Genomic DNA, 25,323 nt, shown 5'->3' with positions numbered 1-25,323 from the left:
CGGCGAAGGGCCCCTCGGCTTCGAGGGGCCCTTCGTGGTGTCAGATGACGGCGCCGTCGTCCTCGGGCGTCTTGGGCGGCAGCCACGAGTTGCCCGGGACGCCCCACTTGTTGTGCTTCAGCATCTTCTTCGCCGCGCGCGCGTGGCGGCCGACCAGGCGGTCGAGGTAGATGTACCCGTCCAGGTGGTCGGTCTCGTGCTGAAGGCAGCGCGCGAAGTAGCCGGTGCCCTCGACCTCGATCGGGTTGCCCTCGACGTCCGAGCCGGTCACCTTCGCCCACTTCGCGCGGCCCGTCGGGTACGACTCGCCGGGCGCCGAGAGACAGCCCTCCCAGTCGTCGTCCGGGTCCGGCATGGTCTCCGGGATCTCCGACGTCTCCAGCTTCGGGTTGACCACGACGCCCTTGTGCCGCACGCCTTCGTCGTCCGGGCAGTCGTAGACGAACACCCGCAGGTCGAGGCCGATCTGGTTGGCCGCGAGGCCGACGCCCTCGGCGGCGTACATCGTCTCGAACATGTCGTCGACGAGCGTGCCGAGCTGGTCGTCGAACTCGGTGATCTCCCGGGTCGGCTGGTGCAGCACGGGTTCGCCGGCGATCACGATGGGGTGGATGGTCACGGCGAGCCAGTTTAGTCGGACCCTTCTGGTAGACCTGCATCAGACCGTGACGCGCCGGGGTCGATGCCCACGTCGGCGGCCGCTTCCGTGGTTGAATGGCGCCCGCGGAAGAGCTAGGTCTGATTCGCCATGACGCCCGATTGGGAGGGACTCGGATGGACGCCGCGGAGTCGATGGCTGAGCCGCAGCCGTCGCCGCCGAAGCCCGTACCCGGCCTGACCGAACGCGAGGTCGAGATCCTCGCCTTCGAGCGCCAGTGGTGGCGGCACGCCGGGGCGAAGGAGAACGCCATCCGCGAACGCTTCGACTTGTCCGCGACGCGCTACTACCAGCTGCTCAACAAGCTGCTGGAGAAGCCGGAGGCGATCGAAGCGGACCCGATGCTGGTGAAGCGGCTGCGCAAGACCCGCGCCACCCGCCAGCGCAAGCGAGGCGCCCGGCGACTGGGGATCGAGCTGAAATGAGCGTGTTTTCGGGAATGTCCCGGCCGATGAAGGCCGCGGGCGTCGCCCTGGTCGGCGTGGCGATCATCGCCGCGGTCATCGGCGGGATCTCCGCGTTGAGCGGGGACAACGGGTCCAACGAGGCCGGGCCGAGCGGCACGGCGACGCAGCCGGGCACGTCCGGCGGGACGTCGGCGCCGCCGGCGACGTCGTCGACGGCCACCCCGCCCTCGTCCTCGACCTCGACGAACCCGTCGTCACCCACCCCGCCGCCGACGTCCTCCCCGGCGCCCGGCCAGCCCACGCAGGGGCAGCCCGGCCAGCCCGGTGACCAGCAGGCGTCCAACAAGTGGGTGACCGTCCGGGTGTTCAACAACTCGACGATCAAGGGCCTGGCGGACCGGGCGGCGGAGGACTTCCGCGGTTCCGGGTGGAACGTCAACGAGGTCAGCAACTACTCGCAGGGCGTCATCCCGACGACGACGGCGTTCTACCGCCCGGGCACCGACGAGGAAGCCGCCGCCAAGCAGCTCGCGCAGGAGTTCGGCATCAAGGCCGAGCCCCGCTTCCCGGGCATCGAGAGCGCGAGCCCCGGCGTGATAGTGATCGTGACGAAGGAATACCAGTCCGGCCACAAGGGCAGCTGATGTGAAGGGGCCGTGGCCCCTTCACTCACTCCCCGGCCTGCGTCTTCGCGTACGCCTCCAGCGTCGCGAGCTGCGCCGGGTCGAGGCTCGGGCGGACCGTCCTGCGGGCCTTTTCCAGGTGCGCCGCGGTGACCTCGCGGGCCTCCAGCGACTCGCGCATCGCCGTCAGCGCCGCCTCGCGGATCAGCGCCGCGCAGTCGGCCGCCGAGTAGCCGTCCAGAGTGGACGCCACCGCGGTGAGGTCCACATCGGACGCCAGCGGCGTGTTCTTCGAGCTGGCCACGAGGATCGCGGCGCGGGCCTCGGCGTCCGGCGGCGGCACGTAGACGCGGCGCTCCAGCCGGCCCGGCCGCAGCAGCGCCGGGTCGACCAGCTCCGGCCGGTTCGTCGCGCCCAGCACGACGACCTCGCGCATCGGCTCGACGCCGTCGAGCTCGGTCAGCAGCGCCGCGACCACGCGGTCGGCGACGCCGGAGTCCGACGACTGGCCCCGGCGCGGGGCCAGCGCGTCGATCTCGTCCAGGAAGATCAGCGACGGCGCTGCCTCGGCGGCCCGGCGGAACAGCTCCCGCACCGCGCGCTCGGACTCGCCGACCCACTTGTCCATCAGCTCGGCGCCCTTGACCGCGAAGACGTTCAGCGCGCCGGTGCCGGCCAGCGCCCGCACCAGGAACGTCTTGCCGCCGCCGGGCGGCCCGTACAGCAGCACCCCGCGCGGCGGTTCGACGCCGAGCCGCGCGAACGAGTCCGGGTACCGCAGCGGCCACAGCACGGCTTCGGTGAGCGACTGCTTGACGTCGACCATGTTGCCGACGTCGTCCAGCGTCAGGCCGCCGGTGGCCAAGTTGTCCGAAGTGGACATCGACACCGGCCGGACGGTGGCCAGCGCGTCCAGCAGGTCCTGCTGCGAAATGCGCGGCTCCTCGGCCTCGCGCTGACGCAGCGCGGCCCGCAACGCGGCGTCGCGCCGCAGGGCGATGAGGTCCGCGGCGACGAACCCCGGCGTCCGCTCGGCGAGGACGCCGCAGTCGATGCCGGTGTCGAGCGGGACGTCGCGGAGCAGGACGTTCAGCAGTTCCCGGCGCGTCTTCGCGTCCGGCAGCGCGAGGCTGAGCTCGCGGTCCAGCAGGTCGGCGGCGCGCAGCCGCGGGTCGGCGGACTCCGCGCGGGCCGTCGTCGCGACGACGGCGAAGCGTTCGCGGCGCAACGCCGTCCGCAGCTCCTCCAGCACGACGGTCGCGACCGGCGGCGGCGTGGCCGCGGGCAGCAGCGCGTCGACGTCGGTGAGCAGCAGCACCGTGGGCCCGTCGGCGGCGCGGACGGCCTCGCGCAGGCGCGCGACCGCGACGTTCGGGTCCAGCACGGCGAGGTTCGGCGCGGCCACCGGCACGACGCGGATGCCGGCCTCGTGCGCCACCGACCGCACGAGCGTCGCCTTGCCGACGCCCTCGGGGCCGGACAGCAGGACGCCGAGGTGGGCGGGCGCGCCCAGCCGGGCCAGCAGCTCCGGGCGGTGGAACGCCAGGTCGAACCACTCGTCGAGCTTGCGCGCGGCGGCTTCGGCGCCGATGAGGTCGGCCAGCGGGACGACCGGTTCGGCGGTCTCCTCGACCACGGCGACTTCGTCTTCGACGATCTCGGCGTCGATCCACTCCTCGGCCGCGGTGACGGCGGAGGTGCGGACGAGCGCGGTCGCGGTCCGGGGCGCGGCGGGCTCGGGGGCGGGCCGGGCGCCGTCGCGCCAGACGACCACTGTGGACGGTCCGACGGCGACGGTGCCCGCCGGCTCGGTCGCGGTGACGGTGAGCAGCTCGTTGGTCCAGGTCGCGCCGATCGCCCGCGACAGCTGGCCGCGCAGGCCGGCCGGGTCGGACCCCGGCTGCGGCGCGAGGTCCTGCGGCAGCAGGGAAACGGCGTCCCCGACGGTGAGCACCTTGCCGATGAGGGCGAGCCGCAGCATGTGCGGGCTGACCGAGACGCTGGCCAGCCGCGACCCGGCGACGGTGACCGTCTTCGCCGCGGAGACGTCCGCGGGCGCGACCACGACCTCGGCCCCCTCGGTGACGCCGAGGTTCGACATGGTGACGTCGTCGGTGAGGACGATCCCGGGCACGTCGGCCTCATCGGCCGGCGCGGCCAGGGCGGCGCTGACCCGGGCCCCGGTGAGGTGCACGGCGTCCCAGGCCCGCAGGCCGAGCGCGTCGAGGACTTCGGGGTGCAACCGGACGACGCCGCGCCGGGTGTCCAGCGCGGACGGCGTGTGCCGGACGGTCAGCGTGATCTGCGGGTGGCTCACGCCGTTCACCCTAGCGATGCGGAGCGGTCCCAGGCGTCGAAGTAGGTGATGTCCTCCACCGCCGCGCGCGCCGCCGGGCGGAAGCCGGGCTGGGTCGTGTAGGCGACGGCGAGCAGGCTGGCCAGCACGGGCACGCGGTGGAGGTTGCGGACGAGGTGCCGGGCGGAGGCGAGGGCGCGTGCTTCGACGAGGTGGCCGTACTTCGCCCAGGACGCCTCGGCGGTCTCGCGGTTGTAGGCGGCGATCGCGGCTTTGGTGTCTGCGTCGCGCACGAGCAGCCAGCGGAACCGGGCGGCCAAGCGGCGCTGTCGATGCGCAAGGTCGCGGCCGAGGCCGGTGTCGAGGCGATGTCGCTGTACAACCACGTCGAGAACAAGGGCGATCTGCTCGACGGGCTCACCGCCCGGGTCTTCGAAGAGGTGCCGCTGCCGGATCCCGCGTCGCCGTGGGACGCCCGGCTGCGGTCGCTGGCCGCGGAGCTGCACGCGAGCTTCACGCGGCACCCGGTGGTGGTCCGCGCCCTGGCGGCGCAGGACGCGAACCCGCGCTCGGCGGGGGCGCTGAAGGTCATCGACGCGCTGCTGCACGCCTTGCTCGACGCCGGCCTGGACGAAGAAGCCGCGGCCCGGAGCTACCGGTCGCTGCTGGGGATGCTGTTCGGCTCGGTGCTCACCGGCACGGCCGGGACCGGCGACGGGAAGCCCGAACGCGCGGAGCCGGTGGTCGCGTACTTCCGGCGGATGGTGACGGCCGAGGAGCTACCGAGCCTGCGCCGCGTGCTGCCCGCGTTGGAGACCGGCGACTGCGTGCAGGACTTCGGCTACCAGCTGGACCTGCTGATCGGCGGGCTACTTGCGGCGCAGGCCGATCTGGCGCCATGAGCGGCGGCGCGGCCCCTGGCCGTTCTGCGAGGCGCCGCGCGGGGTGCGGACCGTCTCGCCGGTCCGGGGCAGGCGGACCGCCCGCATCGCCGCTCCCGCTACCCGGCGGCGCAGCGGGGGACGCAACCCCAGCCGGCGCGGGGAGCGGGCCCGGCGGATCGCGCGGCGCTCGCGCGGCGGGACCGTCCACGCCTCCGGGTGCGCCGCCAGCCAGCGGTGCCGGTAGACCGAGTACGGGATGTGCGCCAGGTACAGGATCATCGCCGCGATCAGCGCGACCAGCGGGAACTGGATGATCGCCGCGGCCAGCAGGGCGACGCCGATCAGCAGCGGCGCGATCGCCTTGGCCGGTGCCTTGACCGTCTTCAGCGACAACGTCGGGATGCGGCTGATCAGCAGCGCCGCGATCGCGATCGTCCACGCCCACACGACGTACTGCGAGGACCACCAGCCGGAACCCCACTGCAGGTACGCCACCAGCGGCAGCATCGCCAGCAGGCCACCGGCCGGCGCCGGGACGCCGACGAAGAACTCGCTCGCGTACGGCGGCTGCTCGGTGTCGTCCAGCAGCGTGTTGAAGCGCGCCAGCCGCAGGATCATGCAGACGGCGAAGATCAGCGACGCCACCCAGCCGATCCGGTCCGCGCCCGTCTGCCACACGTAGATGACCAGCGCCGGCGCGACGCCGAACGAAATGCCGTCGGACAGCGAGTCCAGCTCCGCGCCCATCTTCGACGTCGCGTCGAGGAGGCGGGCGATCCGGCCGTCCAGGCTGTCGAGCACCGCCGCGATGCCGATCGAGGCGATCGCCATCGCGTAGTTCTTCGTCAGCGCGAACTGCACGGCCGACAGCCCCGCGCACAGCGCGAGCACGGTGATGGCGTTGGGCAGCAGCCGGACGCCCGGGGTGGTCACGCGGACCATCGATCAGCCTTTCGCAGGCGCGGCAGGGAGTTCGGCGATCACGGTCTCGCCGCCGATCGTGCGCTGGCCCTTGCTGACCAGCACCGTCGAGCCCGGCGGAAGGTAGAGGTCGACCCGCGAGCCGAAGCGGATGATGCCGTACGTCGCGGCGGCGCCGACCTTGTCGCCCTCGCGGATCTCGCAGAGGATGCGGCGCGCGACCAGCCCGGCGATCTGCACGACGACGAGCTCGTGGCCGTCTTCGGTGCGCATCAGCACGGAGTTGCGTTCGTTGTCGTCGCTGGCCTTGTCCAGGTCGGCGGAGAGGAACTTGCCGGGCCGGTAGGCGACGCGCTCGATCACGCCGTTCGCCGGCACGCGCTGGACGTGCACGTCGAACACCGAGAGGAACACCGACACGCGCATCCGCGGCTCGGCCGGCAGGCCCAGCTCGGCGGGCGGGACGGCTTCCTCGATCAGCGACACGAGCCCGTCGGCCGACGCGAGCGCGACGCCGTCACGCGGCGGCGGGACCCGCTTCGGCTCGCGGAAGAACGCGGCCATCGCCACGGTCGTGAGCGCGCCGAGGACGCCCAGGCGCTTGGAGAACCGGCGGGCGAGCAGCGTCGCGGCGACCCCGCCCGCCACGAACGGGCGGCCGGCCGGGTGCATCGGCGGCAGCGTCTCGCGGGCGAGCTGGACGGCGTGCGCGACGGGATTGCCGGCGGGCTCCGGCCGGGTGCCGCTCATGGTCGGGTCCCCTGGTTTCGTGTCGGAAGAACGGTCGGCGCCGGGGTCCGGCGGCCGCGTACGGGCGCCACCACGCTACCGCTGCCCCAGGTGGGACTCGCCGCGTGCCCCTGGTCGGCTCCCTCGCGAGGGTGTCCCCGCAGCGGGTGGGAGGGACCACATCCCGGTAACGCTTGGTCGAATTCAGCGACAACTCTCAGTAGTTGACGCCGTTCGGGGCGCTGCCGCGCGCACCTGCCAAAGCCTTTGTGAGGGGACGATGACCGATCACCTCGATCCAGCCGACGCCCGCCTCGACGAGCTGCTGTGCGCGTGGCGAGCGGAGATCGACGAGGTACCGCTGCCGTCCCTGGTGGACCCGCTGCGCGCCGTCGACGTGGTGATCGAGGCGAAGAAGGGAAACCGGGGCCGGGTGCATCCGCCCCCCGACGGCGCACGCACCCGGCCACCGGGAGACGCGCGTGAGGAAGCAGTTTAGCGGCCGATCGCCGGTTGATCACCGTTCGTCCGGCAAATAGTTACGAACGGTCACTCGGGCGGCGGCCGACACCGGTCACGAGCCGCAGGATCGCCAGCAGCACGACGGCGCCGAGGATGGCCACGCCGAAGCTCGGGAAGTCGAAGTCGAACGTCTTCGCCTGGCCGGTGGCGAGCCGGTAGAGCAGGCCGCCCAGTGCCGCGCCGACCACGCCGACGAGCACGCTGACCAGGCAGCCCTGCCGGCGCCGGTCCCGGCCGCCGACGACCAGGTTGGCGGCCCAGCCGACGATCGCCCCGAAGATCACCCATGCGACGAAACCCATGGCGGGAGCTTACGCGAGCAGACGCACAAGAGTCATTGCACAAGAGCTGTTGTACAACTACTCTTGTGCGTCATGAGTGACGAGGTCCGGGACATCCGGGATTCGAAGGTGCTGGCGGCGGTGTCGCACCCGCTGCGGCGGCGGTTGATGGAACTGCTCCACCTCGACGGCCCGGCCACGGCGTCGATGCTGGCGGCCAAGACCGACCAGGCGGTCGGCAACATCAGTCACCACATGAAGGTGCTGGCCGCGGCCAAGTTGGTCGAGGAGGCCCCCGAACTGGCCCGTGACCAGCGCGAACGCTGGTGGAAGCGCAGTGTCAAAACCCTCCGGTGGGCGTCCGCGGACTTCCCCGACGACCCGATCGCGGAGGCGGCCGAGGTGCTGACCCTCGACCACCAGACGGCGATCGCGCGCGAGTGGATCGCCACCCGGGAGACCTACCCGCCGCAGTGGCGTGGCGTCGCGTTCAGCACGGACACCTGGATGCGCCTGTCCGCCGCCGACCTGGAAGAACTGAACGAACGCATCCTCCTGCTGCTGGCCGAGTTCGAGAACCGCGCCGAACCCGGTGACGGCGTCGAACGCCACGCCGTCTTCTTCGCCGCGCGGGCTTCGCTGGGCAAGCCGTGAAGGGGCTCTGGGGGAACAGGGACTTCCGGCTGCTCTGGACCGGCGAGACCACGAGCATGCTCGGCAGCATGGTCGCGAGCACGGCGTTGCCGCTGGTCGCGGTGGTCACGCTGCGGGCGAGCACCTTCGAAGTCGCGCTGCTGACCGCGGTCGCCTGGCTGCCGTGGCTGGTCGTCGGCCTGCCCGCCGGCGCCTGGGTCGACCGGCTGCCGAAGCGCCCGGTCATGCTGCTCTGCAACACGGTGTCGATGGCGGTGTTCGGCAGCGTCCCGCTCGCCGCCGTCTTCGGCGCGCTGTCCATGCCGCTCCTGCTGGCCGCCGCCCTGCTCGGCGGGGTCGCGAAGGTGTTCTTCACCCTCGCTTACCGGGCCTACCTGCCTGTCCTGCTCGACAAGGACGACCTGCTGGAAGCCAACGCGAAGCTGCACGGCAGCGAGTCGGCGACCCAGGTCGGCGGCCCGGGCCTGGCCGGTCTGCTGGCGCATGCGTTCGGCCCGGTCAGCGGCATCCTCGCCGACGCGGTCAGCTTCGGTGTCTCCGTGTTGTGCGTGCGGGCGATCCCGGTGCGCGAGACCGTGGCGCCGGCGGCGCGGACGCCGTTGCGCAGCCAGATCGCCGAAGGACTGCGGTTCGTCATGGGCGACCGGTACCTGCGGTCCTTAATGGTGTTCAGCGCGGTGTCGAACCTCGCGCTGACCGGCTACAGCTCCATCCAGATCGTCTTCCTGTCCCGCACGCTCGGTGCCGCGCCGGGCCTGGTCGGCCTGGTGCTCGCGCTCGCCGCGGCCGGCGGGATCCTCGGCGCCGCCCTGGCCGGACGGCTCGGGGCGCGCTTCGGCACCGCCCGCGCGTTCCTGCTGTGCGAGGTGGCCGCGGCGCCGATGATGGTGCTCGGGCCGCTGAGCGGACCGGGGTGGCGGCTGTCGCTGTTCGTCCTGGGCGTGTTCGGCGTGTGCGCGGGCGTCGTGGCCTCGAACGTGCTCACGACGACGTTCCGGCAGGCGTACTGCCCGCCGGAGCTGTTCAGCCGGATCACCTCGAGCGCCTCGCTCGCCGCCTACGGCACGATCCCGCTGGCCGGCATCCTCGGCGGCGTGCTCGGCGAAGTGATCGGCGTCCGCGAGACGCTCTGGGTGGCGTCCGTGGTGCTGGTCGCCGCGCTCCCGGTCCTCGCGCCCTTCCGGAAGCTGCGCGAGTTCCCGGTCAGAGCAGCAGGACGTCCACCTCGTCGCCAACCGCTGCCGACGTGACGTCTTCCGGCAGCACGATCAGGCAGTTGGCCTGCGTGAACGCGGCCAGCAGGTGCGAACCCGGCCCGCCGCGCGGCCCGACGACCCCGGTGACCTCGCGGTCGGACGGCGTGAACACGCCCCGGCGGTACTGACGGCGGCCGCCGGGCGAGGACATCGCCTCGGTCAGCCGGGCCCGCGCGCGCCGGCGCGAGACGTCCGTGTGGCCCATGGCCGTCAGCAGCGCCGGGCGCAGGAACGCCTCGAACGACACGAGCACGCTGACGGGGTTGCCGGGCAGCGTCACGACCGGCACGCCCTGCCAGCGCCCGCAGCCCTGCGGCCCGCCCGGCTGCATCGCGATCTTCGCGAACTCGACGCCCTGGCCGGACAACGCGTCCTTCACCACTTCATAGGCGCCCGCGCTGACGCCGCCGGAGGTGACCAGCAGGTCGGCGTCGGCGAGCTTCGGCTCGATGACCTTGCGGAACTCCTCGACGTCGTCGACGACGCTGCGGACCACCTCGACCTCGCAGCCGAGGCCGCGGATCGCCGCCGCGAGCATCACGCTGTTGGACTCGTAGATCTGGCCGTGCCGCAACGGCGCGGGCGCGTCGATCAGCTCGGTGCCGGTGGAGGCGACCAGCACCCGCAGCGGCCGGTGCACCCGCACCTCGGCGAGCCCGACCGCGGCCGCCAGGCCGAGCTGGGAATGACCGAGGACGGTCCCGGCGTGCAGCGCGACGCTGTCGGCGACGACGTCTTCGCCGGTCCGCCGGATGTGCGCGCCCTCCTGGGCGGCGGCGGAGATGGTCACGGTTTCGGTGCCACCGTCGGTGTCCTCGACCATCACGACGGCGTCCGCGCCGGGCGGCAGCGGGGCGCCGGTCATGATCCGGTGCGCGGTGCCCGGTTCGAGCGGCTGGACGTCGACCCGGCCCGCCGGGATGTCATCGGCCACCGGCAGGGTCACCGGCGCGGTGGTGACGTCGGCGGCGCGGACCGCGTAGCCGTCCATCGCGGAGTTGTCGAAGGGCGGGAGGGAGACGCCGGCCCGGACGTCCTCGGCGAGCACGAGGCCGGCCGCGGCGGCGAGGGGCAGGGCGGTCGCGGGGGAGGTGCCCAGGAGCGCGGCCACCTTGTCGCGGTAGTCGTCGACGGAGATCACCGGACCATCCTCCCCGCCTTTCCCAGGCGTGCAAGACTCTGCCCCGTCGAGAGCACGCAGCAGGGGAGCACGCATGCAGGTCGGAGTCCGTCAACAGCCCTCGTTCGCCGTGGCCCGGCTGATGCTGGCGCCGGGGGAGCCGTGCCAGGTCGAGTCCGGCGCCATGATGGCCACCAGCTACGGCGTGCAGGTCCAGTCGCAGGCACAGGGCGGGATCATGAAGGGCCTCGGGCGCGCGTTCCTCTCCGGCGAGTCCTTCTTCATCTCCACCTTCACCGCGCCGCAGAACGGCGGCTGGGTCGACGTCGCGGCCAACCTGCCCGGCGACATCCAGGTGATCACCCTCGACGGCCGCACCGGCTGGGCCGTCACCCGCGGCTGCTGGCTCGCGTCGTCGCACGGCGTGCAGACGGAAACCAAGTGGGGCGGCATGAAGAACCTGATGGGCGGCGAGGGCGGGTTCCTGACCCATGCCACCGGCCAGGGCCAGCTGCTCGTCGCCTGCTACGGCGCCGTCGAGACGATCACGCTGCAGCAAGGCGAGATGGTGACGATCGACACCGGGCACGTCGTCGCGTACGCCGACACCGTGCAGTACCAGATCCGGAAGGTCGCGACGGGCATCATCCAGTCCATGAAGAGCGGCGAAGGGCTCGTCTTCGACTTCGTCGGTCCCGGCCAGATCATGACGCAGACGCGCAACCCGTCCGCGCTGGTCAGCTGGATCGTCTCGCACGTCCCGTCCCGCTGATGCGCGTCCAGACCCGGCACACGCCGGGCTTCGGCGTCGCCCGCGTCCTGCTCGACCCGGGCGAGTCGGTGCAGGCCGCGCCGGACACGTTGCTCGCCAGCCGGTTCGGCGTCACCGAGGCGCCGGCGGGCCGCGGCGGCGTCCGCGCGGGCAAGGCCACGGCGACCGTCTACACCGCTCCCGCCGACGGCGGCTGGCTCGACTTCGCGCCGCTGCGCCCCGGCGACGTCTACCCGCTCGACCTCGGCGGCGGCACGGGCTGGTCGGTGCACCGCGACGCCGTGCTGGTCCGGCCGTCGTCGGTCCGGCACGACGCGGGCTGGGCGCCGCTGCAGCAGCTCTTCGGCGCCGACTCCGGGTTCCTCGAGCACTACAGCGGAACCGGGCCGCTCGTGCTGGCCGCGCCCGGCCCGGTGGACGCGTTCGAACTCGGCCATGGCGAGCTGGTCACCGTCCGGCCGGACTACCTGCTGGCCTACCCGGACACCGTCCAGTGCCGGCTGCGGGCGCTCGATCCCGGCGGGCCGCAGTCGCTGCGCACGGGCGAGGGGCTCGCGGTCGACTTCGCGGGGCCCGGGACGGTGCTCGTGCAAGCGCGGAACAGACGCCTTTCTTCGGTGTGATCTTCAAACGAATTGCCCATTGCCGAGGGCAATAATTCCGGTAGCGTGATTGGCACTTCCGCCGCTGGCATCCGCTCGGGCCAGCGGATCCTTTGTGCTGAGGGAGGGCGCCGTGGCTGTCGGCACCGTCAAATGGTTCAACTCGGAAAAGGGCTACGGGTTCATCGAATCCACCGAAGGTCCGGACGTGTTCGTCCACTATTCGGCCATCCAGGCCGAAGGATTCCGCACTTTGGACGAAGGCGACCGCGTCGAGTTCGAAGTCCAGTCCGGGCGTGACGGGCGCAGCCAGGCCGCCGACGTGCGCAAGGTCTCCTGAGGACCTTCATCACCCGATTGGCGAACCCCCGGCAGCCCGTGAACCTGGGACGTTAGGCTGCCGGGCGTGACAGGCGATGTGTCGGGGGACCTCACCGGTCGCCGGCTGGGCAACTACCGCATCGACGGGGTGCTCGGCAAAGGCGGCATGAGCGTGACCTACAAGGCCACGGACGTGCGTCTCGGCCGCAAGGTGGCGCTGAAGGTCATCGGTGACCACCTCGGGGCCGACGCCGAGTTCCGCGAGCGGTTCGTCGACGAGGCGCGCAACACGTCCGCGATCGACCACGCCAACGTCGTGCCCCTGTACGACTTCGGCGAGCTCGACGGCATGCTCTACATCGCCATGCGCATGGTCGACGGCGGCGATCTCGCCGGGTTGATCTCGGGCGGCCCGATCGCCCCGGCGCGCGCGTTGACGATGCTCGACCAGGTCGCGGACGCCCTCGACACGCTGCACAACCGTGGTCTGGTCCACCTCGACGTCAAGCCGGCCAACGTGCTCGTGACCAAGAAGGAGACTTCGCGCGAGCACGTGTACGTCGCCGACTTCGGGCTGACGCGCCGCGGCGCGACGGGGCACCGCACGCGCGGCGGCGACTTCCTCGGCTCCCCGACGTACGCGGCGCCCGAGCACCTGCGCGGCGAGCCGCTGGACGGGCGCACCGACCAGTACGCGCTGACGTGCGTCCTCTACGCGTGCCTCACCGGCAGCCCGCCGTTCAAGGGCGACGTCCCGACGGTGATCAAGGGCCACCTCAACGGCGAGCCGCCGTCGATCTCCCGGGTGGTCGCGCTGCCGCCGGCGATCGACGAGGTGGTCCGCCGCGGCATGGCCAAGAACCCGGCCGACCGCTACCCCAGCTGCGTCGAGATGGTCGCGGCCGCCCGCCGCGCGCTCGGCGCCCAGGCGGCGTCGGACACCCCACCGGGCCCACCCGGGTCCAATTCGGGTGGAATCCCCGCGCCGCAGCGCCATGGTCAGGTACAACAGGGACCGCACCAGAACAGCGCGCCGCAGGGAGAGGGGACCCCCGTGCACCCGTACGGAGGACAGCAGCAGCCCGGCTACGGCCAGGGCCCCGGTCCCGGTGGCCCGCCGCCCCAGGGGATGCCTCCGCAGGGAATGCCGCCGCAGGGGCCGCCGCCCGGGTACGGCTACCCGCAGCAGGGCCCGCCCCCCGGTTACGGCTACCCGCAGCAGCCGGGGATGCCGCCCCAGGGCATGCCCCCGCAGGGCTACGGCCAGGACCCGATGCGGCTGCGTCCCCCGATGCCCGCGGGCGGCGCGGGCGCGTTCCACCAGCCGAAGAGCAGCGGCGGCAAGAAGTGGATCTTCATCGCCCTTGGCGTGTTGGTCCTGGCCGGGCTGGTCGTGGGCGCGATCTTCCTGTTCAGCGACGGCGGTGGTGGCGGTGGCGGCACGACGACGGCCCCGAACATCCCGGTCGGACCGGGTGGCTCGCAGGGCAACCCGAGTTCGTCGCTGAACGCGCCCCCGACCTCGATCCCCATCAAGCCGAGCTCCTGAGGGCTCGCGGCGAGCGCGGTGGCCCCGGCGATGGTCGCGAGGATCACCGCCGGAACGCCGAGTGAGGCCCGGGTAGTCTCGACGGTGATCTCCGTTGCCGAACCGGCCCGGACCGGGCCGCGGTCGGGCTCGCGAGATCGTGCGGCGCTGAGCAGGTCTTCTTGCACTCTCCACCCGAGAGTGCTAAACACGGTGTTGGCACTCGACGCCGTCGAGTGCCAAAGGTCGGGACGGTGAGGCTGACCCCCACCCGGGTGCAGTCGTCCGTCGCGGGCACCGAGCCTGGCCGAGGAAGAGTCCTGCTGCCGCCGCTGCAAGAAACACAGCGCGGCGGTGGCGCCCAATACCGGAGGACCACACCGCAATGGCCAAACTGATCGCGTTCGACGAGGACGCCCGCCGCGGTCTTGAGCGCGGCTTGAACATCCTCGCCGAAGCCGTCAAGGTGACCCTCGGCCCGCGGGGCCGGAACGTCGTGCTCGAGAAGAAGTGGGGCGCGCCGACCATCACCAACGACGGTGTCTCCATCGCCAAGGAGATCGAGCTCGAGGACCCGTGGGAGAAGATCGGGGCCGAGCTCGTCAAAGAGGTCGCCAAGAAGACCGACGACGTCGCGGGTGACGGCACCACCACCGCCACCGTGCTCGCGCAGGCCCTCGTCAAGGAAGGCCTCCGCAACGTCGCCGCCGGCGCCGACCCCATCAGCCTGAAGCGCGGCATCGAGGCGGCCGTCGAGGCCATCACCGAGCAGCTGCACAAGGCCGCCGTCCAGATCGAGACCAAGGAGCAGATCGCTGCTACCGCCTCGATCTCGGCCGCTGACCGCACCATCGGCGAGCTGATCGCCGAGGCGCTGGACAAGGTCGGCAAGGAAGGCGTCGTCACCGTCGAGGAGAGCAACACCTTCGGCCTCGAGCTCGAGCTCACCGAGGGCATGCGCTTCGACAAGGGCTACATCTCCGGTTACTTCGTGACCGACCCGGAGCGTCAGGAAGCCGAGCTCGAGGACCCGTACATCCTCCTCTTCGGCTCCAAGATCTCCACCGTCAAGGACGTCCTGCCGCTGCTGGAGAAGGTCATCCAGTCCGGCAAGCCGCTGCTGATCATCGCCGAGGACGTCGAGGGCGAGGCCCTGGCCACCCTCATCGTCAACAAGATGCGCGGCACCTTCAAGTCCGTCGCCGTCAAGGCCCCGGGCTTCGGTGACCGCCGCAAGGCGATCCTGCAGGACATCGCGATCCTGACCGGTGGCCAGGTCATCTCCGAGGACGTCGGCCTCAAGCTGGAGAACGCGGACCTGTCCCTGCTGGGCAAGGCCCGCAAGGCCGTCATCACCAAGGACGAGACGACCATCGTCGAGGGTGCGGGCGACGCTGACCAGATCCAGGGTCGCGTCAACCAGATCCGCGCCGAGATCGACAACTCGGACTCGGACTACGACCGCGAGAAGCTGCAGGAGCGGCTCGCGAAGCTGGCCGGCGGCGTGGCCGTCATCAAGGCCGGCGCCGCGACCGAGGTCGAGCTCAAGGAGCGCAAGCACCGCATCGAGGACGCGGTGCGCAACGCCAAGGCCGCCGTGGAAGAGGGCATCGTCGCCGGTGGTGGCGTGGCCCTGATCCAGGCCGCCGAGGCCGCGTTCGCGGGCCTGAAGCTCGAGGGCGACGAGGCCACTGGCGCCAACATCGTCAAGGTGGCCGTCGAGGCCCCGCTCAAGCAGATCGCGATCAACGCCGGCCTCGAAGGCGGCGTCGTGGTGGAGAAGGTCAAGGGCCTGCCGCAGGGGCACGGCCTCAACGCCGCCACGGGTGTCTACGAGGACCTGCTCGCCGCCGGCGTGCCGGACCCGACGAAGGTCACCCGGTCCGCGCTGCAGAACGCCGCGTCCATCGCGGCGCTGTTCCTGACCACCGAGGCCGTCGTGGCGGACAAGCCGGAGAAGGCTTCGGCCGCTCCCGCCGACCCGTCCGGTGGCATGGGTGGCATGGACTTCTGAGTCCGGCTTCTTGATCGGAAAGCCCGGTCCGCTTCGGCGGGCCGGGCTTTTCTCATGGCTTCGTGAAGAACCACACGGCGAACGCGCCCGCGACCACGACGCCGAGCGCGAGCACGAAGAGACCCCCGAGCCAGGCCGTGCTCGTTTCTTCGGCTTCCATCGCGAGGACGACCGCGCCGATGCCGGTGAGCAGCACCCAGATCGCGAGCGCGGCGGCGCTGTAGAGCACGACCTTCGTTGCGGACCGGCCGCCGGGGTCGTCGAGCGCGAGGAACGCGGCGTAGGCGGTCAGCCCCAGCCCGGCGATCAGGTAAAGCCCACCCAGAATCCCGACGACGATCTTCGCCGCCGTTCTGCTGCCTTGATCCACGACCGCGAACCCTAACCCCTCGTACGGGGTTCACGTCGGGCTTTTGGGCTGGTCGGAGTAGGGATCTACGCCGAACGGCCCGGACGCTCCCCTGGGCGTCCGGGCCGTTGGCTCGCCGCGTCCCCCGACGGCGGCGTCCCCCGTTTTCAGTGCCACCCCGGCATCCGGCGGGCACCGGCTCCCCCTGCGAGCCGGCGCCCGCCCGGCGTCAGGAGTCCTCTTCCGGCGTCAGGATCGCGGCGGCGACGTAGATGGGAATGGCGATGCCGACGGAGAGGAAGACGGCGGCGACCATGCCGATGCGCAGGACGCTGGCGTCGATGCCGAGGTAGGTGGCCCAGCCACCGCAGACACCGGTGAGCATCTTGTCGCTCGTGCTGCGGCGGAGCTTCTTGGTGGTTTCCGGGGTGTACACGCTGTTGGTCATGGCTCAATGGTGTCTGCGGGCGGGGTGCCGCCACATCGGGAACGGCCCGGACCCCGACCCTGAACTTGACCTCGGGGACACGCTCGGGGGCGATGTTGGGTTTGCTCGCCGCGAGTCGTCCTCAGGACGGCCGAAGTGGCGGATCGGGCGGTGCCGGGCACGGCAGTTCACCCAGGCCAGCGGAGAGGCGGTCTGCTTCCGTCACCCGCACGCACCCCGGCAACGCAGCTTGAACCGACCCCGAATGACCCTCGACTGGGACCCGCCGAACGCATTCCGCAGTTACTCGGCTCCACCGACCAGCAGTGTTGCGATGACGGCTGGAAACAGCCGAGCGACGGGGGACGTTTGATCCCCGCGGCAGTGGGTTTTCCCGGCAGCTGGCAGGCGTGCGACACGGTCAGCGCCCCGGCCACTCGCCGCGTGGATGAGCGGCCGCAGTCGCGGACCGACCGAGGCCGGACCTGCTCGACCGCCACGGCTTCGGCAAGGGGGTCCGGCGCGCGGCCGGCGGAAAACCACGTGCTCCCGGTCCGGGGTGCCCGGTACAACTTCGGACCATGAAGCACGACACCCCGGAGTTCGCCGCCATCGCCGAGCGGGGCACGATCCTGCGCTGCCAGGTCGGGTCCGGGCTGCACGGCACCGCCGTCGACGGTCAGGACGACCGCGACGAAATGGGCCTGTGCGTGGAGCCCGCCGAGTACGTCAGCGGGCTGCGGCGGTTCGAGCAGTACGTCTTCCGCACCCAGCCCGAAGGCGTCCGGTCCGGGCCCGGCGATCTCGACCTCATCGTCTACTCGCTGCGCAAGTGGATGCGGCTCGCCCTCACCGGGAACCCGACCGTCCTGCTGCCGCTCTTCGTGCCCGACCACGAGATCGTGCGGATCACCGAGCTCGGCCACGAGCTGCGCGCGAACGCGGCGAAGGTCGTGTCGCGGCAGGCGGGCCTGCGGTTCGCCGGCTACCTGCGGACCCAGCGGCAGCGGATGCTCGACGGCGCCATCAAGGTCAACCGGCCGGAGCTCATCGAGAAGTACGGCTTCGACACCAAGTACGCCATGCACATGGTGCGCCTCGGCGTGCAGGGCGTCGAGCTGCTCGAGACCGGCCGGATGACGCTGCCGATCGCCGAACCCTGGCTGACCTGGCTGCGCGATCTGCGACGGGGGAAGCACACGCAGGACGAAGCCCTCGCGGCCGCCGCCGAGCTGGAAGACCGGCTCGAGCGGCTGGTCCGGGGTGCTTCACCCCTGCCGGAGGAGCCGGACCGCGACTGGGCCGACCGCTGGCTCGTGCGGGCCTACGGCTCGGCCTGGCAAGCGGCGGCGTGACGTCGTGAGTGGGAAACCGGTTTCCCACTCACGACAACCCGCGCACCCGCTCGAGCCGAGCCCGCCACGCCGCCTCGACCTCGGGCGACGCCGGGTACGCGTCCGTCGGTTCCGGAGCCTGCCGCGGCACCGGCAGGTAACCGTCCACAGGGGACAGTGGTGACGCGCAGACGTCCCCCTCCAGCAACGAAATCGTCCCCAAGCCGCACGCGAAATCCAGCGAAGGCAACGCGCCGGCCAGCGCCAGACCCGCCGCTATGCCGACGCTCGTCTCCACCGCCGACGACACCACGCACGGCAGTCCGCACGCCTCGGCGACCTCCAACGCCCGTCGCACGCCGCCCAACGGGGACACCTTCAGCACCGCGATGTCCGCCGCTCCCGCGACCGCCACCTTCAGCGGGTCCTCCGCGCGGCGGATCGACTCGTCGGCCGCGATGCGGACCGATACCCGGCGGCGGACCGCCGCCAAGTCGTCGATCGTCGGGCACGGCTGCTCCGCGTACTCCAGCCCGCCCGCCGCCTTGTCGAGCTCGGTGATCGCGTGGACCGCCGTGTCGACGTCCCACGCCATGTTCGCGTCGACGCGGACCGCGCCGGACGGGCCGAGCGCGTCGCGGACCGCCGCCACCCGGTCGCAGTCGTCGGCCAGGGACGAGCGCGGGTCCGCGACCTTCACCTTGGCCGTGCGGCAGCCGGACGCCCGGACCAGTTCGTACGCCTTTTCCGCGTCGACGACCGGCACCGTCGTGTTCACCTCGACCCGGTCGCGGACCGGCGCCGGCCAGCCGGACTCGCTCGCTTCCAGCGCCGCGTGCAGCCACGGCACGCTCTCGGCGTCCGAATAGTCGGCGAACGGGCAGAACTCGCCCCAGCCCGCCGGGCCGGGCAGCAGGACGCCTTCCCGGACGGTGATGCCGCGGAAGCGGTTGCGCAGGGGGATCGCGTAGACCTTCATCACCGCCGATCATGCCATCCCGACTTCTGCCGAACGGCTGCCGAACAGCGCGTTACCGGCCAGAATGTTCCCGTGGTCCTCGACTTCCGCGTGCTGGGTCCGGCCGAGGTCACGGCCGACGGCCACCCGGTACCGCTCGGGGGCAGTCGGCCGTTGATCGTGCTGGCCGGGCTTTTGCTGCGCGCGAACCGGGTCGTGCCGGTCGACGAACTGGGCCGCTGGCTCTGGAACGACGACCGCCGCCGCTCCAAGGGCGCGCTCCAGACGTACGTGCTGCGCCTGCGCCGCGCCCTCGGCGACCAGGTCGCGATCCGCACCGAGAGCGGCGGCTACCTGATCGAGCTCGACGACGACCTCCTCGACCTCTCCCGGTTCCGCACCCTCGCCACCCGGGGCAAGGCCGCGGTGGACCGCGGCGAAAGCCGTCAGGCGGCCGCGCACTTCGCCGACGCGCTCGCGCAGTGGCGCGGCCCGGCGCTGCTGAACGTCGAGTCGGACGCGCTGCACCGCGACGAGGTCGGCCAGCTCGCCGAAGAACGGCTGCGCGTGCGCGAGCAGTGGGCCGACGCCCTGCTCGACGTCGGCGAGTACAGCACCGTCGTCCCCGAACTGACCCGGCTGACCAGGGAAAACCCGCTGCGGGAGCGCTTGCACGAGCAGCTGATGGTCGCGCTGTACCGGTCGGGCCGCCAGGCGGAGGCGCTCGACGTCCACCGCCGGATCAGCGGCGTGCTGGCCGAGGAGCTCGGCCTCGACCCCGGGCCCGCGCTGCAGCGCACCCGCCAGGCGATCCTGACCGGGACCGACGACGGGCACACCGCCCCGGCGCGCTACCGGCTGGGCGCCGAGCCGCAGGTGCCGCACCAGCTGCCCGCCGACCTGCCGACGTTCTCCGGGCGCGAGTGCGACCTCAAGGCGTTGCACGCGCTGCTGCCGGAAGCGGCCGAGGCCGACAAGTCGACGCCGATCGCGTCGGTCGAGGGCATGGGCGGCATCGGCAAGCCCGTACCCGAAAAACCGCACACATTCACCCGGTTGGGCTAGGCGTACGGGTTTTCGCACGTCAACGATCCGGACTGGCCCGGGTTCAGAGCTTCCTTGTCTGCACGGGCTGGCCGAACACCAGGTGGTCGTGTCGCTCGCAGAGCAGCCGCACCTTATGACGCCGACCGGGGAGCTTCTCACCGCTGACTGCTGGGAGACCGCACTGCCAGCACGCTCCACCGCTCGCGGGCACTCGCTGGACTCCGACCTCGCGAACATGCTCATCGCTCATGCCGTGATGGTCGGTCTGCGCCGCGCCTTATGCAGTCCGCGTCACCCAGAGGGTCGACCGCATTTCGGTTCCGAGCCTTTAGCTTGGGAATTCTGCTCTTGATCGTCAAAGTACCTCGTTTGTGCAGGTAGAAGCCGTTTTTGCCACTTTCCAGGTAGGGTCCATGGCGCCTGCCAGGGGGTTCCCTGGCGTTGACCCGGACAGAGTTGAAAGGGGCCAAACGTGGCTCAAACCGATCACGTGGTTCAAGCGCGCCCAGAATCAGGACCAGCGGTCGTCGGCGACGACGTCGAGGGGCGCGTACGCGATCACCGCGCGGAACGCGCGCACGTCTTCTTGGACGCCGGTCCGCAGACGGTCCTCGGCAAGGCCCGTGAGGCGCGCCGTGCGGACTCTACGCCGGAGCCGATGCACCCGTACCGAGTCGAACTCACGCTGGAAGACCCCACCGTGACGGTGGTCGCCATCGTGGACGCCACCGACCGGGACTCGGCCGTGCGCGACGGAAGCCTGCGGGCGGCGCAGTTCATCGGCGGAGGGCACTGGATCACGCACTTCGCCGTGCGGCCGCTGGACGAGGCCGAGGACCTGCCGACGCCCAGGCAGGAGGACCAGGCGTGAGAAGCGGCGAGATGCAATTCGGCGAGAAGGTCGTCACGGCCGAGCAACTGGCGAGGTGGGACGTGACCGTCCTTTCGGGCTGGACGGTCACCAGACGACCAGACCGGATCGACGGCGACATGAACTACCTCGGGCACGAGCTGCCGATCCTGCTGCACGACAAGACCGCGCGGCGGAGGGAGTCGTAGATGGTGGCCTTGCACAGCAATGTGACGGTGGACAACCACGCGGAAGTTCTCGCCCTTGCCGAAGCTGCACTGAAGACGGCCGAGGCCGAACGTGACCAGAAGAAGGCGGTGTTCGAGGGGCGCACCGCGCCGCGCTCGGAGTTCGAAACCGATCCGGCCACCGTGTCCGGCATCCGGCGGCGCACCACGCCGACACAAGCCAAGCGTGCAGACGCGAAGTTCGGCAAGGATATGGAGTCATATAAGGCGTACCAGGCCGCCGAAACTCGGTACCGGGGATGCCTGGGCCGAGTCGAGATGCTGCGTGCGTCGGCGCCGGTGCCCTACACCGAGGAGGAACTGCGCTCGGCGACCGACGTGCGCACGGGAGATGGTTGGTTCAAGCTGCTCAAGGTCAACCGCGTCACCGTGGCCGTCGATGCGGGATTCCCGTGGTCTCATCCCGTCAAGCGGGAACGGGTGCTGGAAGTCCGCCGACGGGAGGCCGCCCGGTGACCGAGGAACAGGACCCCGTGTTCGAGGCCGGCCGCGAGGCGTACCGGGCGGGGCTGCCGAATGCGCCCGCGCTCAGCGAGGTCGTGATGGACACGATCGGGGATATGCCGGTCGGCACCGGCGCGGCCGCGATCATGGGCCGGTTCCAGGACGGGTGGCGTGACGCCTACCTGGCCGCGAACGGCGTCGTCCACTTCGGCTCGCCGTCGAACTCCGGCCGTCCGGCCTGCATGAGCAGGTCGGCGACCCCGGAGTTGACCGACGATCCCCGGGCGGTGATGTGCGAGGCGTGCCACGACACTGAGGACTGGCTGTCGTACTCGGAGATGGCCGACTTCGCCGACAGCCTGCCGGAGCCCGAACCGGACGCTGACCGCTTCGAGATCTTGCGGGAGATCAGGGACAAGTTCGTCGCCCGCAAGGTCGACGGCGTGCCCGTCGACCCGCAGACCGCGAACGCGATCCTCACCGTCTACGACTCGGACGCGGCCAAGGCCAAACCCGAGTTCCGGACGAAGTTCGCGGCGTTGCCGGTGCTGGAGATGGCCACGGTGGCGTGGCGACTGGTGTCCCGCCGACGGTAGCGGTGAGCACCCGGCAGGTCCGCCATCGGGAATCCCGCATCGCAGTTTCGAATCCGGAATAGGTGCATAGAGCGCGCCCGTTTGCACCTCCTTCGGGAGGTCAAGCGGGCGCGCTTTTGCCATTTTGACATTTTGTATCTTTGGCATAATCGCCTGCGTATGGCATAGCGGCTTAAGGTTAAAGACTGGTGTAACTACCGGCGTCAAGACCGGTGTAACCGCTGGCGTCAACGACGTTTCCCCACCGGTGTAACCGCTGGTGAAAGCAATGTTGATCACCGAGACGGAGTATCTCGACTCGCGGAAGTACTCCGTTCGTGTCTGCGGGCAGGCGTTAACCTAAAGTGGACGGCGTCACATTGTTGCGACAGGTTGACGAACTGCGATCCGCGTGATTACGGTGGCATCGCAGTCCCCGAGAAAACGTGATCCTCGCGCACCACGCAGACGCCCACCCCTGCCGACCGCTGCGCCACGAGTGAGATGAAGGGCCACTCCGTATGACGGTCTCCGTGCGTGTGCGCGACCTGCCGGCGTTGGCCGAGCAGGTGCAGGCAGCGGGCAGCCAGCGATGGCTGGCCAGGCAGATCGGGATCAGCCCGACCGCGATCAACCTCCTGATGCAGGGCAAGCGGACGACAGTCCGAGTGGACACCGCCGCCGGGATCGAAGACGCCCTTGGCGTGTCCCGGGGCAGTCTGTTCGTCTTCACCGACCTCGACCTCGTAGGCCCGTACGCCCGCGACGGGGCGGACGCCGCATGAGCGCCGTCCTGGATCGCGAGTGGACACAGCGGTATCTCGCCGAGCACGGGATCCGGCCGACCGGCGAGCACTTGGCGTGCATCGAAGCCGCGCTGGCGGCCGCGCCGCCGTTGCCTGATGACGCTGTCGCTCGCATGACGGCCGTGATCCGGCCGCTCCCGAAACCACCGCCCGTCGGGACCCCGAGCACGCGGACCCGCGCCGGACGTCCGCGTCCCCGGCGAGCGGAACGCGCGGTCTGAGGCCCGACCGCGCCGGTGCGCCCGCCCGCGTCTGGACGCCCCCAGCTCCGGCGGGCGGGCGCACCACTCCACCTTCCTGCTGAAAGGCGCCCAATTATGGCTGAATGCCCCGCGCACGCCGAAACCGTGCGGGCCGTCCTGATCGAGGGACCACTGTGGCTCGTGTGGCGGCTCGCCTCCTGGCTCGAGACCGCCTGGCACGGCTTGGCCGGCGGCCTCGCCCCTGGAGCCCGACCCCGCCACCGGCGTCGCCCCGGACACGGCAAGCCCGCCGAGAACCCCGACGAGCCGCAGGAACCCGACCCCGACCGGGCTCCTCCCTCCGCCGGGTAGGTCGCCTCGGTCCCCACCGGCTGCCACGATCCCCGCGCCGTCTCGGAGAAACCAGTGAACCCCGATCAACCCCGCCGCGAGCCGCAACCGCGGTCTCCGGCCCCGGACGAAGCGCGCAACGTCAGCCTCGACTCGCACACCGAACTGCTGGCCCGCTGGCGTCGCGCCAGCTCCGCCGCAGGCCGCGCACGCGCCGAACTGGACCGCGTTGAAGCCGAACTCCTTGCCCTGCTCGGCGAGGCCGAGATCGGCACCGTCGATGGCCTGCCGGCCGTGGTGCGCGAGATCGAAGAACGGCCCGGTGTCGACATTCCCCGGCTGCGCCGCGAGCACCCCGAGCTGTGGGCGACCTACCAGGTCACCCGCCGCCGCCCGCACCTGAAGTTCCCCCGCAAGCGAAGGACCACCTGATGCACAGCCTGCGCATCGTCGCCCTGCTCCTGCTGTTCCGCCTGTTCCTCCTAGACCTCGGCAACGCCCACGACGGCTGGAGCTGGATCGCCGTCGTCGCCGACCTCGTGCTTGGCCTGATCATCTGGGGCGAGCGGGAACCGGCGCACCGGACCGAACAGGACGTCCGCCGATGACCGCCACCGAAGTCAACGGCGTTGCAGTCGTCTCCGACGAACCCCGCGAAGCCCCGTTCCGCGACAACGGCGGCAACACGATCTACCAGCCGCAGACCCGCGTGCTCACCCTCGCGAACGGGACGGTCGTCTACGGCTGCCAGCACTGCGACTACACCTCGCCGAACCCGAACTCGATCCGCCCACACCTGGGCAAGCACACCGGACGCACCCGCAAGAGCGCCGCCCCGAGCGCCAAGGACTCGCTGAACCTGCCGCTGGCCGAGCTGATGGCTCGGCTGGACACGCTGATCGCCGTCACCGAGGACCGCGACGCGTGGCGCACCCGCGCGCTGAAGGCGGAGAAGAAGCTCCGGCAGGCCCGCAACGCCCTGGTGGTGATCAAGTGAGCCCCGACGCCTCGGTCAAGCTCTCGGCCGCGCTTCCCGCCGGGGACCGCAACGGCCTGACGGCGATCGCCTCATCCCTGGTCGAGCAGCCCGGCGAGACCCACGCCGCCGTGGTACTGCTGCGGGCACGCGAGATCCGCACCAACGCCCGGACCGGTTCAGCCGTGGCCACCGCCGAGTTCGTCGCCATCGAGCCGTGCCCCGCCTCGTCGACTGACGCCGCGACCCTGCATCGCCTGCTGCGCGTGCACTACGGCCGCCGCACCGGGAACGTCGAACTGCCTCTCGACCAGGACGCCGAGGATGATGTCGCCGAGGAGCGGGACCCGGCGGAGCTGTGGCCGCACCCCGGCCCCGAGTTCGACCAAGACGTGGACGACCCGTGGTGAGCGAGTACACCCCGCCGATCCGCCGGAAGAACCACGGCAAGGGCCACTCCTACGTCGACGCCCACGGCCTGAAGGTCCCCGGCGTCACGACGATCCTGTCCGACGGCGTCCCGAAGCCCGCGCTGATGAACTGGGCGGCGCGCACGACCGCGGAATACGCGATTGACCACTGGGACGCCCTCGCCGAGCTGCCGACCTCGGCCCGGCTGAAAGAGCTGAACGGGGCGCGCTTCGCCGACCGTGACGCCGCCGCGCGGCGCGGAACCGAAGTCCACGGCCTCGCCGAACGACTGGTCGCCGGGCAGGAAGTCGAGGTACCCGAGGCGCTGGCCGGGCACGTCGATGCGTATGTAGACCTGCTCGACCGGTTCCGGCTGGAACCGGTGCTGGTCGAGTTCGTGGTGGTGTCGCACTCCTACGGCTGGGCCGGGACCTGTGACCTGGTCGCGGACTTCCCAACCCTGGGCACGCGGCTGCTCTGCGACATCAAGACCTCCCGCTCCGGGGTGTTCGGCGAAACCGCCTGGCAGCTCGCCGGATACCGCTACGCCGACAACTACGTCGACGAGGCCGGCCACGAGCAGCCCATGATCGAGGTCGACGGTTGCGCCGTGATCCACGTGCGCGCCGACGGCGCCGACCTCTACCCGATGACCGCCGGGCCGGACCAGCTGCGCGAGTTCCGCTACATCCAGCAGGTCGCCCGCGCTTGCGGGAACGCCCGCGACTACGTCGGGGAGGTGATCGTCCCGCCGCCCCTGCCGCTGGCCGGGTGACC

Annotated in this window: 35 protein-coding genes; 24 read left to right on the top strand and 11 right to left on the bottom strand. The window is 71.3% G+C overall.

Features of this window, described 5'->3' with window-relative positions:
• Positions 1–40 precede the first annotated feature (40 nt).
• Positions 41–619 (bottom strand): peptide deformylase, encoded by a 579-nt coding sequence (locus tag ACZ7OH_RS13005; protein ID WP_470280995.1) that lies wholly within the window; start codon positions 617–619, stop codon positions 41–43.
• 155 nt (positions 620–774) lie between these two features.
• On the opposite strand from ACZ7OH_RS13005, the gene ACZ7OH_RS13000 reads away from it, so the two are divergent.
• On the top strand, positions 775–1,083 hold the full coding sequence (locus ACZ7OH_RS13000; RefSeq protein WP_155544154.1) for a DUF3263 domain-containing protein: 309 nt from the start codon (positions 775–777) through the stop codon (positions 1,081–1,083).
• The gene (locus tag ACZ7OH_RS12995; protein WP_470280994.1) at positions 1,080–1,709 is read left to right on the top strand and encodes a LytR C-terminal domain-containing protein; all 630 of its coding nucleotides are present in this window, start codon (positions 1,080–1,082) and stop codon (positions 1,707–1,709) included. The genes ACZ7OH_RS13000 and ACZ7OH_RS12995 overlap by 4 nt, the downstream gene beginning before the upstream one ends.
• A gap of 25 nt (positions 1,710–1,734) precedes the next feature.
• Here ACZ7OH_RS12995 and ACZ7OH_RS12990 read toward each other — a convergent pair whose 3' ends face one another.
• Together ACZ7OH_RS12990 and ACZ7OH_RS12985 are read right to left on the bottom strand one after the other, a co-directional pair.
• Positions 1,735–4,005: an AAA family ATPase gene (locus ACZ7OH_RS12990; protein WP_470280993.1), complete on the bottom strand. Its 2,271-nt coding sequence runs from the start codon at positions 4,003–4,005 to the stop codon at positions 1,735–1,737.
• Between the two features lie 5 nt (positions 4,006–4,010).
• A complete protein-coding gene (locus tag ACZ7OH_RS12985) occupies positions 4,011–4,277 on the bottom strand; it encodes a hypothetical protein (RefSeq protein ID WP_470280992.1) in 267 nt (88 codons plus the stop codon).
• Between the two features lie 39 nt (positions 4,278–4,316).
• On the opposite strand from ACZ7OH_RS12985, the gene ACZ7OH_RS12980 reads away from it, so the two are divergent.
• On the top strand, positions 4,317–4,886 hold the full coding sequence (locus ACZ7OH_RS12980; RefSeq protein WP_470280991.1) for a TetR/AcrR family transcriptional regulator C-terminal domain-containing protein: 570 nt from the start codon (positions 4,317–4,319) through the stop codon (positions 4,884–4,886).
• Here the strand turns inward: ACZ7OH_RS12980 and pssA are convergent.
• Complete coding sequence (pssA, locus tag ACZ7OH_RS12975; protein WP_470280990.1) at positions 4,854–5,810, bottom strand: CDP-diacylglycerol--serine O-phosphatidyltransferase; 957 nt, start codon at positions 5,808–5,810, stop codon at positions 4,854–4,856. The genes ACZ7OH_RS12980 and pssA overlap by 33 nt on opposite strands.
• Before the next feature lie 3 nt (positions 5,811–5,813).
• On the bottom strand, positions 5,814–6,539 hold the full coding sequence (locus tag ACZ7OH_RS12970; RefSeq protein ID WP_400895832.1) for a phosphatidylserine decarboxylase: 726 nt from the start codon (positions 6,537–6,539) through the stop codon (positions 5,814–5,816).
• A gap of 259 nt (positions 6,540–6,798) precedes the next feature.
• Here ACZ7OH_RS12970 and ACZ7OH_RS12965 point away from each other — a divergent pair, with 259 nt between their 5' ends.
• Entirely contained in the window at positions 6,799–7,017 is a 219-nt protein-coding gene (locus ACZ7OH_RS12965; RefSeq protein WP_470280989.1) for a hypothetical protein, read from the top strand.
• 40 nt (positions 7,018–7,057) lie between these two features.
• Here ACZ7OH_RS12965 and ACZ7OH_RS12960 read toward each other — a convergent pair whose 3' ends face one another.
• Positions 7,058–7,342, bottom strand: a complete 285-nt coding sequence (locus ACZ7OH_RS12960) for a GlsB/YeaQ/YmgE family stress response membrane protein (protein ID WP_470280988.1) — start codon at positions 7,340–7,342, stop codon at positions 7,058–7,060.
• 72 nt (positions 7,343–7,414) lie between these two features.
• Here ACZ7OH_RS12960 and ACZ7OH_RS12955 point away from each other — a divergent pair, with 72 nt between their 5' ends.
• Positions 7,415–7,975: an ArsR/SmtB family transcription factor gene (locus ACZ7OH_RS12955; RefSeq protein WP_470280987.1), complete on the top strand. Its 561-nt coding sequence runs from the start codon at positions 7,415–7,417 to the stop codon at positions 7,973–7,975.
• Positions 7,972–9,225 carry an MFS transporter gene (locus tag ACZ7OH_RS12950; protein ID WP_470280986.1) on the top strand — a complete coding sequence of 418 codons (1,254 nt, stop codon included), beginning with the start codon at positions 7,972–7,974 and terminating at the stop codon, positions 9,223–9,225. Before ACZ7OH_RS12955 ends, ACZ7OH_RS12950 begins: the two co-directional genes overlap by 4 nt.
• Here ACZ7OH_RS12950 and moeA read toward each other — a convergent pair.
• Positions 9,179–10,372 (bottom strand): molybdopterin molybdotransferase MoeA, encoded by a 1,194-nt coding sequence (gene moeA / locus ACZ7OH_RS12945; protein WP_470280985.1) that lies wholly within the window; start codon positions 10,370–10,372, stop codon positions 9,179–9,181. The genes ACZ7OH_RS12950 and moeA overlap by 47 nt on opposite strands.
• A gap of 73 nt (positions 10,373–10,445) precedes the next feature.
• On the opposite strand from moeA, the gene ACZ7OH_RS12940 reads away from it, so the two are divergent.
• The 5 genes from ACZ7OH_RS12940 (at position 10,446) to groL (ending at position 15,588) form a co-directional block, all read left to right on the top strand.
• Entirely contained in the window at positions 10,446–11,123 is a 678-nt protein-coding gene (locus ACZ7OH_RS12940; RefSeq protein WP_400895818.1) for a TIGR00266 family protein, read from the top strand.
• A complete protein-coding gene (locus ACZ7OH_RS12935) occupies positions 11,123–11,746 on the top strand; it encodes an AIM24 family protein (protein ID WP_470280984.1) in 624 nt (207 codons plus the stop codon). Before ACZ7OH_RS12940 ends, ACZ7OH_RS12935 begins: the two co-directional genes overlap by 1 nt.
• Positions 11,747–11,858: 112 nt before the next feature.
• Positions 11,859–12,065: a cold-shock protein gene (locus ACZ7OH_RS12930; protein WP_086678989.1), complete on the top strand. Its 207-nt coding sequence runs from the start codon at positions 11,859–11,861 to the stop codon at positions 12,063–12,065.
• A 66-nt stretch (positions 12,066–12,131) separates the two neighbouring features.
• Positions 12,132–13,595: a serine/threonine-protein kinase gene (locus ACZ7OH_RS12925; RefSeq protein WP_470280983.1), complete on the top strand. Its 1,464-nt coding sequence runs from the start codon at positions 12,132–12,134 to the stop codon at positions 13,593–13,595.
• A gap of 364 nt (positions 13,596–13,959) precedes the next feature.
• Positions 13,960–15,588, top strand: a complete 1,629-nt coding sequence (groL, locus tag ACZ7OH_RS12920) for a chaperonin GroEL (RefSeq protein ID WP_155540626.1) — start codon at positions 13,960–13,962, stop codon at positions 15,586–15,588.
• A gap of 52 nt (positions 15,589–15,640) precedes the next feature.
• Here the strand turns inward: groL and ACZ7OH_RS12915 are convergent, their stop codons facing one another.
• Positions 15,641–15,958, bottom strand: coding sequence for a hypothetical protein (locus ACZ7OH_RS12915; RefSeq protein ID WP_470280982.1), 318 nt, complete (start codon positions 15,956–15,958; stop codon positions 15,641–15,643).
• Between the two features lie 208 nt (positions 15,959–16,166).
• Complete coding sequence (locus ACZ7OH_RS12910) at positions 16,167–16,385, bottom strand: PspC domain-containing protein (protein WP_470280981.1); 219 nt, start codon at positions 16,383–16,385, stop codon at positions 16,167–16,169.
• Between the two features lie 560 nt (positions 16,386–16,945).
• On the opposite strand from ACZ7OH_RS12910, the gene ACZ7OH_RS12905 reads away from it, so the two are divergent.
• Positions 16,946–17,719 (top strand): nucleotidyltransferase domain-containing protein, encoded by a 774-nt coding sequence (locus ACZ7OH_RS12905; RefSeq protein ID WP_470280980.1) that lies wholly within the window; start codon positions 16,946–16,948, stop codon positions 17,717–17,719.
• Between the two features lie 28 nt (positions 17,720–17,747).
• On the opposite strand, the gene ACZ7OH_RS12900 is transcribed toward ACZ7OH_RS12905, so the two are convergent.
• Complete coding sequence (locus tag ACZ7OH_RS12900) at positions 17,748–18,677, bottom strand: o-succinylbenzoate synthase (protein ID WP_470280979.1); 930 nt, start codon at positions 18,675–18,677, stop codon at positions 17,748–17,750.
• 72 nt (positions 18,678–18,749) lie between these two features.
• Here ACZ7OH_RS12900 and ACZ7OH_RS12895 point away from each other — a divergent pair, with 72 nt between their 5' ends.
• Entirely contained in the window at positions 18,750–19,721 is a 972-nt protein-coding gene (locus tag ACZ7OH_RS12895) for an AfsR/SARP family transcriptional regulator (RefSeq protein ID WP_470280978.1), read from the top strand.
• Between the two features lie 493 nt (positions 19,722–20,214).
• Here ACZ7OH_RS12895 and ACZ7OH_RS12890 read toward each other — a convergent pair whose 3' ends face one another.
• Positions 20,215–20,367 (bottom strand): hypothetical protein, encoded by a 153-nt coding sequence (locus ACZ7OH_RS12890; protein WP_470280977.1) that lies wholly within the window; start codon positions 20,365–20,367, stop codon positions 20,215–20,217.
• Here ACZ7OH_RS12890 and ACZ7OH_RS12885 point away from each other — a divergent pair.
• The 11 genes from ACZ7OH_RS12885 to ACZ7OH_RS12835 all read left to right on the top strand — a co-directional run bounded on the left by ACZ7OH_RS12885 (position 20,362) and on the right by ACZ7OH_RS12835 (position 25,321).
• Entirely contained in the window at positions 20,362–20,574 is a 213-nt protein-coding gene (locus ACZ7OH_RS12885) for a hypothetical protein (protein ID WP_470280976.1), read from the top strand. The genes ACZ7OH_RS12890 and ACZ7OH_RS12885 overlap by 6 nt on opposite strands.
• Positions 20,571–20,762 carry a hypothetical protein gene (locus ACZ7OH_RS12880; protein WP_470280975.1) on the top strand — a complete coding sequence of 64 codons (192 nt, stop codon included), beginning with the start codon at positions 20,571–20,573 and terminating at the stop codon, positions 20,760–20,762. The genes ACZ7OH_RS12885 and ACZ7OH_RS12880 overlap by 4 nt, the downstream gene beginning before the upstream one ends.
• Entirely contained in the window at positions 20,763–21,257 is a 495-nt protein-coding gene (locus ACZ7OH_RS12875; protein WP_470280974.1) for a hypothetical protein, read from the top strand.
• Positions 21,254–21,841 carry a hypothetical protein gene (locus tag ACZ7OH_RS12870; protein WP_470280973.1) on the top strand — a complete coding sequence of 196 codons (588 nt, stop codon included), beginning with the start codon at positions 21,254–21,256 and terminating at the stop codon, positions 21,839–21,841. Before ACZ7OH_RS12875 ends, ACZ7OH_RS12870 begins: the two co-directional genes overlap by 4 nt.
• 512 nt (positions 21,842–22,353) lie before the next feature.
• The gene (locus ACZ7OH_RS12865) at positions 22,354–22,605 is read left to right on the top strand and encodes a helix-turn-helix domain-containing protein (protein WP_158264154.1); all 252 of its coding nucleotides are present in this window, start codon (positions 22,354–22,356) and stop codon (positions 22,603–22,605) included.
• Positions 22,602–22,847 carry a hypothetical protein gene (locus tag ACZ7OH_RS12860; protein WP_470280972.1) on the top strand — a complete coding sequence of 82 codons (246 nt, stop codon included), beginning with the start codon at positions 22,602–22,604 and terminating at the stop codon, positions 22,845–22,847. Before ACZ7OH_RS12865 ends, ACZ7OH_RS12860 begins: the two co-directional genes overlap by 4 nt.
• 387 nt (positions 22,848–23,234) lie before the next feature.
• Positions 23,235–23,591 carry a hypothetical protein gene (locus ACZ7OH_RS12855; protein ID WP_470280971.1) on the top strand — a complete coding sequence of 119 codons (357 nt, stop codon included), beginning with the start codon at positions 23,235–23,237 and terminating at the stop codon, positions 23,589–23,591.
• The gene (locus ACZ7OH_RS12850) at positions 23,591–23,767 is read left to right on the top strand and encodes a hypothetical protein (protein ID WP_470280970.1); all 177 of its coding nucleotides are present in this window, start codon (positions 23,591–23,593) and stop codon (positions 23,765–23,767) included. Before ACZ7OH_RS12855 ends, ACZ7OH_RS12850 begins: the two co-directional genes overlap by 1 nt.
• Positions 23,764–24,156, top strand: coding sequence for a C2H2-type zinc finger protein (locus ACZ7OH_RS12845; RefSeq protein ID WP_470280969.1), 393 nt, complete (start codon positions 23,764–23,766; stop codon positions 24,154–24,156). The genes ACZ7OH_RS12850 and ACZ7OH_RS12845 overlap by 4 nt, the downstream gene beginning before the upstream one ends.
• Positions 24,153–24,545, top strand: coding sequence for a hypothetical protein (locus tag ACZ7OH_RS12840; RefSeq protein WP_470280968.1), 393 nt, complete (start codon positions 24,153–24,155; stop codon positions 24,543–24,545). The genes ACZ7OH_RS12845 and ACZ7OH_RS12840 overlap by 4 nt, the downstream gene beginning before the upstream one ends.
• Positions 24,542–25,321 carry a hypothetical protein gene (locus ACZ7OH_RS12835; RefSeq protein ID WP_470280967.1) on the top strand — a complete coding sequence of 260 codons (780 nt, stop codon included), beginning with the start codon at positions 24,542–24,544 and terminating at the stop codon, positions 25,319–25,321. The genes ACZ7OH_RS12840 and ACZ7OH_RS12835 overlap by 4 nt, the downstream gene beginning before the upstream one ends.
• Positions 25,322–25,323: the final 2 nt, after the last annotated feature.

The organism is Amycolatopsis sp. NPDC114478, from assembly GCF_055633805.1.
Note: the sequence above shows the minus strand (reverse complement) of the source record. Positions and strands in the feature narration are given on the sequence as shown.

Coding starts and splice junctions, on each gene's coding strand:
- ACZ7OH_RS13000 (WP_155544154.1), top strand. CDS start 775: ATGGACGCCGCGGAGTCGATGGCTGAGCCGCAGCCGTCGCCGCCGAAG.
- ACZ7OH_RS12995 (WP_470280994.1), top strand. CDS start 1,080: ATGAGCGTGTTTTCGGGAATGTCCCGGCCGATGAAGGCCGCGGGCGTC.
- ACZ7OH_RS12980 (WP_470280991.1), top strand. CDS start 4,317: ATGCGCAAGGTCGCGGCCGAGGCCGGTGTCGAGGCGATGTCGCTGTAC.
- pssA (WP_470280990.1), bottom strand. CDS start 5,810: ATGGTCCGCGTGACCACCCCGGGCGTCCGGCTGCTGCCCAACGCCATC.
- ACZ7OH_RS12970 (WP_400895832.1), bottom strand. CDS start 6,539: ATGAGCGGCACCCGGCCGGAGCCCGCCGGCAATCCCGTCGCGCACGCC.
- ACZ7OH_RS12965 (WP_470280989.1), top strand. CDS start 6,799: ATGACCGATCACCTCGATCCAGCCGACGCCCGCCTCGACGAGCTGCTG.
- ACZ7OH_RS12960 (WP_470280988.1), bottom strand. CDS start 7,342: ATGGGTTTCGTCGCATGGGTGATCTTCGGGGCGATCGTCGGCTGGGCC.
- ACZ7OH_RS12955 (WP_470280987.1), top strand. CDS start 7,415: ATGAGTGACGAGGTCCGGGACATCCGGGATTCGAAGGTGCTGGCGGCG.
- ACZ7OH_RS12940 (WP_400895818.1), top strand. CDS start 10,446: ATGCAGGTCGGAGTCCGTCAACAGCCCTCGTTCGCCGTGGCCCGGCTG.
- ACZ7OH_RS12935 (WP_470280984.1), top strand. CDS start 11,123: ATGCGCGTCCAGACCCGGCACACGCCGGGCTTCGGCGTCGCCCGCGTC.
- groL (WP_155540626.1), top strand. CDS start 13,960: ATGGCCAAACTGATCGCGTTCGACGAGGACGCCCGCCGCGGTCTTGAG.
- ACZ7OH_RS12910 (WP_470280981.1), bottom strand. CDS start 16,385: ATGACCAACAGCGTGTACACCCCGGAAACCACCAAGAAGCTCCGCCGC.
- ACZ7OH_RS12905 (WP_470280980.1), top strand. CDS start 16,946: ATGAAGCACGACACCCCGGAGTTCGCCGCCATCGCCGAGCGGGGCACG.
- ACZ7OH_RS12900 (WP_470280979.1), bottom strand. CDS start 18,677: ATGAAGGTCTACGCGATCCCCCTGCGCAACCGCTTCCGCGGCATCACC.
- ACZ7OH_RS12885 (WP_470280976.1), top strand. CDS start 20,362: ATGCACCCGTACCGAGTCGAACTCACGCTGGAAGACCCCACCGTGACG.
- ACZ7OH_RS12875 (WP_470280974.1), top strand. CDS start 20,763: ATGGTGGCCTTGCACAGCAATGTGACGGTGGACAACCACGCGGAAGTT.
- ACZ7OH_RS12860 (WP_470280972.1), top strand. CDS start 22,602: ATGAGCGCCGTCCTGGATCGCGAGTGGACACAGCGGTATCTCGCCGAG.
- ACZ7OH_RS12850 (WP_470280970.1), top strand. CDS start 23,591: ATGCACAGCCTGCGCATCGTCGCCCTGCTCCTGCTGTTCCGCCTGTTC.
- ACZ7OH_RS12845 (WP_470280969.1), top strand. CDS start 23,764: ATGACCGCCACCGAAGTCAACGGCGTTGCAGTCGTCTCCGACGAACCC.